Origin of the sequence: Streptomyces phaeochromogenes (assembly GCF_001418655.1) — a bacterium.
GTDB lineage: Bacteria > Actinomycetota > Actinomycetes > Streptomycetales > Streptomycetaceae > Streptomyces > Streptomyces phaeochromogenes.
Map to the genome: position 1 here is coordinate 23,820 of NZ_LIQZ01000122.1, position 6,870 is coordinate 30,689.

The window sequence follows — 6,870 nt, forward strand, 5'->3', positions numbered from 1 at the left end:
TCACGCTGCACCTATGACGTAGGACGTCGTATCTCCCACCCCTTGCTGGAGGAACCGTGCGCGACGCGACCCACGCACCGGCGCTCCACCGCCGGTCGTTCCTGAAGTACTCCGGCGCGCTGGGCGCCGCCGCCGCGATCAGCTCCACGCTCTCCGCCTGCTCGTCGGGGCCCGAGTCCACGAACGAGACGGGAGGCGGGGGCGAGGGCGCCGACCGGACGCTCACCGCGGTCATCGGCTACGGCAACGACCAGAGCTGGGACCCGCTGATGACGGCGTCGGCCTTCGCGATGGCCGGCAACCACCACATCTACGAGGGGCTGCTGGACACCGACCCGATCAGCCGTGAGCCGTACGCGGCGCTCGCGACGGCCGTTCCGGCGGATCTCCGGGCGACGACCTGGAAGTTCACGCTGCGCGAGGGCGCGAAGTGGCACGACGGACAGCCCGTCACCGCCGACGACGTGGTCTTCACCTATGAGCGCGTACTGGATCCGAAGACGACGACGCTCGCCAAGAACTTCTTCGCGTCCTGGCTGAAGGAGGTGAAGAAGGTCGACGAGAAGTCGGTGGAACTCATTCTCAAGTTCCCCTTCCCCGACGGCGCCCAGCGGCTCACCCTCGCCAAGATCATGCCGAAGCACGTGTTCTCGAAGGCGGGCGCGCTGGACGAGGCGACGACAGGAAAGGCCGTCGGCTCCGGCCCGTACCGGCAGGCCGCCCACCACCCGAAGTCCAACACCACCTTCGAGGCGTTCGCGGACTACAACGGCCCCCGCAAGGCCGCGTTCAAGAAGATGAACTGGCTGACGATCGTGGACGCCGCGCCGCGCGTCGCGAAGATCTCGGGTTCGAGCGCGGGCGCGCAGATCTCCGACAACATCCCGTACGCCAATATCTCCCAGCTCGAAAAGGGCGGCCTGAAGGTCGAGGGCGGGGCGGGAATGAACCACATCTTCCTCCTCTTCAACACCGCCCACAAACCCTTCGACGACGTACGGGTGCGGCAGGCGCTGCACTACGCCATCGACAAGGAGAAGATGATCCAGGCCGCGCTGCGCGGTCACGGAAATGCCGCGTCGTCGTACCTCAACGAGGGAAACCCGACGTACCGGAAGGCGAAGACCGTCTACGACTACGACCCGGACAAGGCCAAGGCGCTCCTGAAGGAGGCCGGGGTCAGCGGGCTCACGGTCACGCTGATGGCGGTCAACGTGAGCTGGATCGTGGACTGTCTGCCGACCATCAAGGCCTCCTGGGACGCCATCGGCGTCAAGACGACCCTCGAACCGCAGGAAACCGCCGCGCTGTTCACCAAGCTCGACCAGAAGAAGGACTTCCAGGTCGTCGCCGCCGCGTCCAATCCGAACCAGTTCGGTCTCGACGCGGACCTGATCATGCATTACAACTACGGGCCCGGGAACACCTGGATGCGATATGCCCGCTGGGAGAACAACTCCGCGGCGAAGGATCTGTTCAAGCGGATGGATCAGGCTACGCAGGAGCCGGACGCGGAGAAGAAGAAGTCGATGACGCAGGAGTACATCGACATCGTCGCGGAGAACGCCGTGATTTACCCGGTGGTGCACAACGAGTTGATCACCGCGTGGGACTCGAAGGACCTTTCGGGTATTCGGCCCCAGCCGTACCCGGGGATAAACGTACTCCAGGCGAAGTGGGTCTAGTCCGAAACGGCGAGGAGAGAAGAATCCGTGGTCGCGATCGTCAGAATTCTTGGGCGGCGGATCGTGCTGCTCGTGCCGTTGATGCTCGGGATCATTCTGTTCGTGTTCATTGTGATGCGGTTCTCGGACAGTGATCCGGCGTCCGCGTACTTCCAGGGCGCGAACCCGACCGAGCAGCAGCTGCACGACTTCAGGGAGCGCAACGGACTGCTGGATCCGTTCCCGGTGCGGTACTTCGACTTCGTCGGGGATCTGATCCGGGGTGACATGGGCGTCAGCGCGCTGACGCGGGCGCCGGTCGTCGACCAGGTCACCACCGCACTGCCGCTCACCATGCAGCTGACCTTCCTGGGCCTGGGCATCGCGGTGGTGCTGTCGCTGCTCGGCGGGGTCACCGCGGCGATCTACCGGGACCGGTTCCCGGACCAGCTGATCCGGGTCGTCTCGCTGACCGGTGTCGCGGCGCCCGGCTTCTGGCTGGCGCTGCTGATGATCCAGTACCTGGCCGTGGACCTGGGCTGGTTCCCGACCAGCGGATACGTCAATCCCGCCGACTCGTTCACCGGGTGGCTGAAGACGATGACGCTGCCCGCGCTCGCGCTCTCGCTGCCGGTCGCCGCCCAGCTCACCCGGATCGTCCGCACGGCCGTGGTGGAAGAGCTGGACAAGGACTACGTACGGACGGCGATCGGCAGCGGGCTGCCGCCGGTGGTCGTGGTCGGGCGGAACGTGCTGCGCAACGCCCTGATGAACCCGCTGACCGTGCTGGGTCTGCGGGTCGGCTATCTGCTCGGCGGTGCGGTCGTCATCGAGACGATCTTCAATCTGCCGGGGATGGGAAAGCTCATGATCGACGCCGTGAAGAACGGTGATCCGGCCGTCGTGCAGGGCGGTGTGCTCACGATCGCCTTCGGGTTCGTGGTCGTGAACCTCGTCATCGACATCCTCTATCTGCTGGTCAACCCTCGCCTGAGGAGTGCCGAGGCATGATGCTGATGTACCGGAAGCGGCTGGCGGAGAAGCTCTCCCTGCCCGGCATCCGCCTCAGGAGCTTCAAGCGGCTCCCCCTGATCTCGCGGATCGCGGTCGTGGTCATCGGGATCGTCGTCCTCACGGCCCTGCTCGCCCCGCTGATCGCCCCGCACGACCCGCTCGACCAGGCGACCCTGGTCGACAACGGCCACGGCGAGGGCGCCCCGTCCGGCGAACACTGGATGGGGCAGGACAGCCTGGGCCGCGACATCCTCAGCAGGCTGATGTACGGGGCCCGTTGGTCGCTCGCCATCGGGCTCGGCGCGACCGGGCTCGCGCTCGTCGTGGGTGCGCTCATCGGCGCCATCGCGGCGACCTCCCGCAAGGCGGTCGACGAGACGCTGATGCGCTGCCTCGACATCGTCATGGCCTTCCCGGGCATCGCGCTCGCGGCCGTCTTCGTCGCGGTGTTCGGCGGCAGCATCCCGATCCTCATCGGCGCGATCGCGTTCCTCTACATGCCGCCGATGGCACGGGTCGTACGGGCCAACGTGATGGACCAGTACGGCGAGGACTATGTGACGGCCGAGCGGGTCATAGGAGCGCGTACCCCGCACATCGTGTGGCGGCACGTGGCCATCAACTGTGCCGCTCCGGTCCTCGTGTTCTGCACCGTGCAGGTCGCCGAGGCGATCGTCTTCGAGGCGTCGCTGTCCTTCATCGGCGCGGGTGTGCGACCGCCAGACCCGTCCTGGGGCAGCGTCATCGCGGACGGCAAGAACATGGTGCTGACCGGCGGCTGGTGGGCGACCGTCTTCCCCGGTCTGCTGATGCTGGTCACCGTGCTCTCGCTGAACATCCTCTCCGAGGGCGTCTCGGACGCGTGGGCGGCGCCGGCCGCTCGGGACGTCGAGGCGCGCGAGGAGGAGGACCGGCTGGAAGCGCCCGAGCCCGGCAGCGGCAAGGTGCTCGAACTGCCGGGACTGACGGAGGCCGCCCAGCGGCTGCGCGCCCGGGCACGCCCTCTCCCCGAGGGCCGACCGGTGCTGAGCGTGGAGAACCTGGCCATCGGCTTCGATGCCCGCCACGGGGGTGTGGACATCGTCGACGGCATCAGTTTCGACGTACAGCCCGGTGAAGTCCTGGGCCTGGTGGGCGAGTCGGGCTGCGGCAAGTCGCTGACCGCGCTCGCCGTGATGGGCCTGGAGCCGAAAGGCGCCCGGGTGCGCGGCCATGTCCGGTTCGACCAGCGGCAGTTGGTGGGCGAGCCGATGCGCGTACGCCGAAAACTCCTCGGCCACGAGATGGCGATGATCTACCAGGACGCCCTCTCCTCCCTGAACCCGGCGATGACAATCCGCGCCCAGCTCAAGCAAGTTGTGAGGAGGGGCGGCACACGCACGGGCACCGAACTCCTCGAACTGGTCGGCCTGGACCCGGAACGCACCCTGCGCAGCTACCCGCACGAACTCTCCGGCGGCCAGCGCCAGCGCGTACTCATCGCCATGGCACTCTCCCGCGACCCGAAGCTGATCGTCGCCGACGAACCGACGACCGCCCTCGACGTCACCGTGCAGGCGCAGATCATAGAGCTGCTGCTGCGGCTGCGCGCCGAACTCGACTTCGCACTCGTCCTCGTCTCGCACGACCTGGCGCTCATCGCGGACGTCACCGACCGGGTGGTCGTGATGTACGGCGGCCAGATCGTGGAGTCGGGCGTGACGGCGGACCTCGTCGAGTTCCCCTCCCACCACTACACGCGCGGGCTGCTGGGCAGCGTCCTGTCCCTTGAGTCGGCGGCCGAGCGGATGACGCAGATCAAGGGAGTCGTACCGTCGCCCGCCGACTTCCCGGCGGGCTGCCGGTTCGCCGACCGCTGCCCGCTGGTGACGGACGTGTGCCGTACGACGGCTCCCCGGCTGGCGGGCCCGCCGCGCCGCCACGAGGTCGCCTGCCACCACCCGGCGATCGCCCTGCCCATGCCCATGCCCACGGCCTCGACCGGCCCGACCGAATCAACAGGGCCGGCCGAGCCGACGGAAGCGAGGCCGTGAGATGACCCAGCCTGCCGACGGCCATGAGGTGAGCCGCCCCGAGAGCCCGCCTGCGGACGGCCATGAGGTGACCCGCCCCGAGAGCCCGCTCGTGGTGCTGTCCGACGCGCACGTCGTCCACAAGGCGCGCACCGGCGGCCTGTTCGCACGCGACCGGGTGTACGCCCTCACCGGCGCCGACCTCACCATCGCGCCCGGCGAGACGGTGGGCGTCGTCGGCGAGTCCGGCTGCGGCAAGTCGACGCTCGCCAAGGTGCTGGTGGGGGTGCAGAGGCCGACGTCCGGCACGGTGTCCTTCCGGGGCGGCGACCTGTGGACGATGCCACCGGCCGAACGGCGGATCGCGGTGGGCGCGGGCACCGGCATGATCTTCCAGGACCCGTCGACCGCCCTGAACCGCCGCCTGACGGTACGCCAGATCCTGCGCGACCCCCTGGACGTGCACAGACGGGGAACGGCCCGGCAACGGGAGGACCGAGTAAGGGAGTTGATGTCCCTGGTCGGCCTGCCCAGGGCACTGGCGGACGGACTCCCCGGACAGCTGTCGGGCGGCCAGCGCCAACGGGTCGCCATCGCACGGGCGTTGGCCCTGGACCCCGACCTGGTGGTCGCGGACGAGCCGACGAGCGCGCTGGACGTGTCGGTCCGCGCCCAGATCCTCAACCTCCTCCTCGACCTGAAGGAACGGCTGGGCCTGGCCCTGGTCTTCGTCTCCCACGACATCCAGACCGTACGGAGGATGAGCGACCGGGTCATCACGATGTACCTCGGCCGGATCGTCGAGGAGTCCCCGGCCGACGAGGTGACGGACGGGTCCCACCACCCGTACACCCGCGCCCTCTTCTCCGCAACGCCGGGACTCCTGGACCCGATCGACCCGATCCCGCTGGTGGGCCCCGTACCGTCGGCCACGCGTCCGCCCAGCGGCTGCCCCTTCCGCACCCGCTGCTGGAAGGCGGACCCGGTCTGCGCCGGGACGATGCCGGACTTCACGGCCGCGTCGAGTCCCGGGCACCGGTATCGATGCCACCATCCTGTGGAGGACGGCCAGTCGACACGCGACCTGGTCGCACAGGCCGTCACCACCGTTCCGGAGGCCACCGCCATGGCCAAGACGCCCAGGGAGCCCTGATGCCCGTGCCCGCCCCGCTCACCGGTGTCGTACCGCCCGTCTGCACGCCCCTGACACCGGACCGCGAGGTGGACGTCCCGTCGTTGCTGAGGCTGGTCGACCACTTGGTCGGGGGCGGGGTGGACGGCCTGTTCGTCCTGGGCTCCTCATCAGAGGCGGCGTACCTGACCGACCGTCACCGTCGCCTGGTCGTCGAGTCGGTGGTGGGCCATGTGTCCGGCCAACTCCCCGTACTGGCCGGGGTCATCGACATGACGACCCCGCGCGTCCTCGACCACGTCCGGTACGTGACGGAGGCGGGCGCGGACGCGGTGGTCGCGACGGCCCCCTTCTACACCCGCACGCACCCGGCGGAGGTGGCCCGCCACTACCGTCTGATCGCTTCCCGTTCTCCTGTCCCGGTGTTCGCGTACGACCTCCCGGTCGCCGTCCACTCCAAGCTGGGCACCGAGTTGGTGCTGGAGCTGGCCGCGGAGGGGGTGCTGGCCGGGCTCAAGGACTCCAGCGGGGACGAGGGGGGCTTCCGGGCCGTCGTGACCGGGGCCCGTGCGCATCCCGGGATCGCCGGATTCTCGGTCCTCACCGGATCGGAACTCGTCGTGGACAGCGCGCTGGCGATGGGTGCGGACGGGGCGGTGCCGGGGCTCGCGAACGTGGATCCGCACGGGTACGTACGGCTGTACCGGCTCTGCCGGGAGGGGGACTGGGAGCGGGCTCGGGCCGAGCAGGAGCGGTTGTGTTCGTTGTTCGGGATGGTGCGGGTGGGGGATGCGGGGCGGATGGGCGGTAGTTCGTCCGCGCTCGGCGCCTTCAAGGCCGCCCTCCACCTGAGAGGCGTCATCGCCTGCCCCGCCACCGCCGAGCCGCAGGTCCCCCTGTCTCCGGAGGAGGTCGAAGGGGTGGGGAAGTTCTTGGCGGGGGCCGGCTTGTTGTAGGGCGTTTCTCGCCCCCGCCGCCCCTACCCATTCCCGTCCCTACTCGGGGGCTCCCCCCCACAACCCCCGCTCCCCCAAAGCCGGAGAGGCTG

At 69.0% G+C, this 6,870-nt stretch carries 5 protein-coding genes; all 5 read left to right on the forward strand.

Annotated features, from left to right (window positions below; translation table 11 throughout):
* Positions 1-56: 56 nt before the first annotated feature.
* The 5 genes from AOK17_RS17570 to AOK17_RS17590 all read left to right on the forward strand — a co-directional run bounded on the left by AOK17_RS17570 (position 57) and on the right by AOK17_RS17590 (position 6,778).
* Complete coding sequence (locus AOK17_RS17570) at positions 57-1,685, forward strand: ABC transporter substrate-binding protein (RefSeq protein ID WP_055613429.1); 1,629 nt, start codon at positions 57-59, stop codon at positions 1,683-1,685.
* 27 nt (positions 1,686-1,712) lie between these two features.
* On the forward strand, positions 1,713-2,675 hold the full coding sequence (locus AOK17_RS17575; protein ID WP_055613430.1) for an ABC transporter permease: 963 nt from the start codon (positions 1,713-1,715) through the stop codon (positions 2,673-2,675).
* The gene (locus AOK17_RS17580) at positions 2,675-4,711 is read left to right on the forward strand and encodes a dipeptide/oligopeptide/nickel ABC transporter permease/ATP-binding protein (RefSeq protein ID WP_425424616.1); all 2,037 of its coding nucleotides are present in this window, start codon (positions 2,675-2,677) and stop codon (positions 4,709-4,711) included. The genes AOK17_RS17575 and AOK17_RS17580 overlap by 1 nt, the downstream gene beginning before the upstream one ends.
* A 91-nt stretch (positions 4,712-4,802) precedes the next feature.
* Complete coding sequence (locus tag AOK17_RS17585; protein ID WP_206190780.1) at positions 4,803-5,843, forward strand: oligopeptide/dipeptide ABC transporter ATP-binding protein; 1,041 nt, start codon at positions 4,803-4,805, stop codon at positions 5,841-5,843.
* Entirely contained in the window at positions 5,843-6,778 is a 936-nt protein-coding gene (locus tag AOK17_RS17590) for a dihydrodipicolinate synthase family protein (RefSeq protein ID WP_055613432.1), read from the forward strand. Before AOK17_RS17585 ends, AOK17_RS17590 begins: the two co-directional genes overlap by 1 nt.
* Positions 6,779-6,870 lie beyond the last annotated feature (92 nt).

Excerpts from the sequence above, each read along its gene's own strand:
- AOK17_RS17590 (WP_055613432.1), top strand. The coding sequence starts at position 5,843 with ATGCCCGTGCCCGCCCCGCTCACCGGTGTCGTACCGCCCGTCTGCACG.
- AOK17_RS17580 (WP_425424616.1), top strand. The coding sequence starts at position 2,675 with ATGCTGATGTACCGGAAGCGGCTGGCGGAGAAGCTCTCCCTGCCCGGC.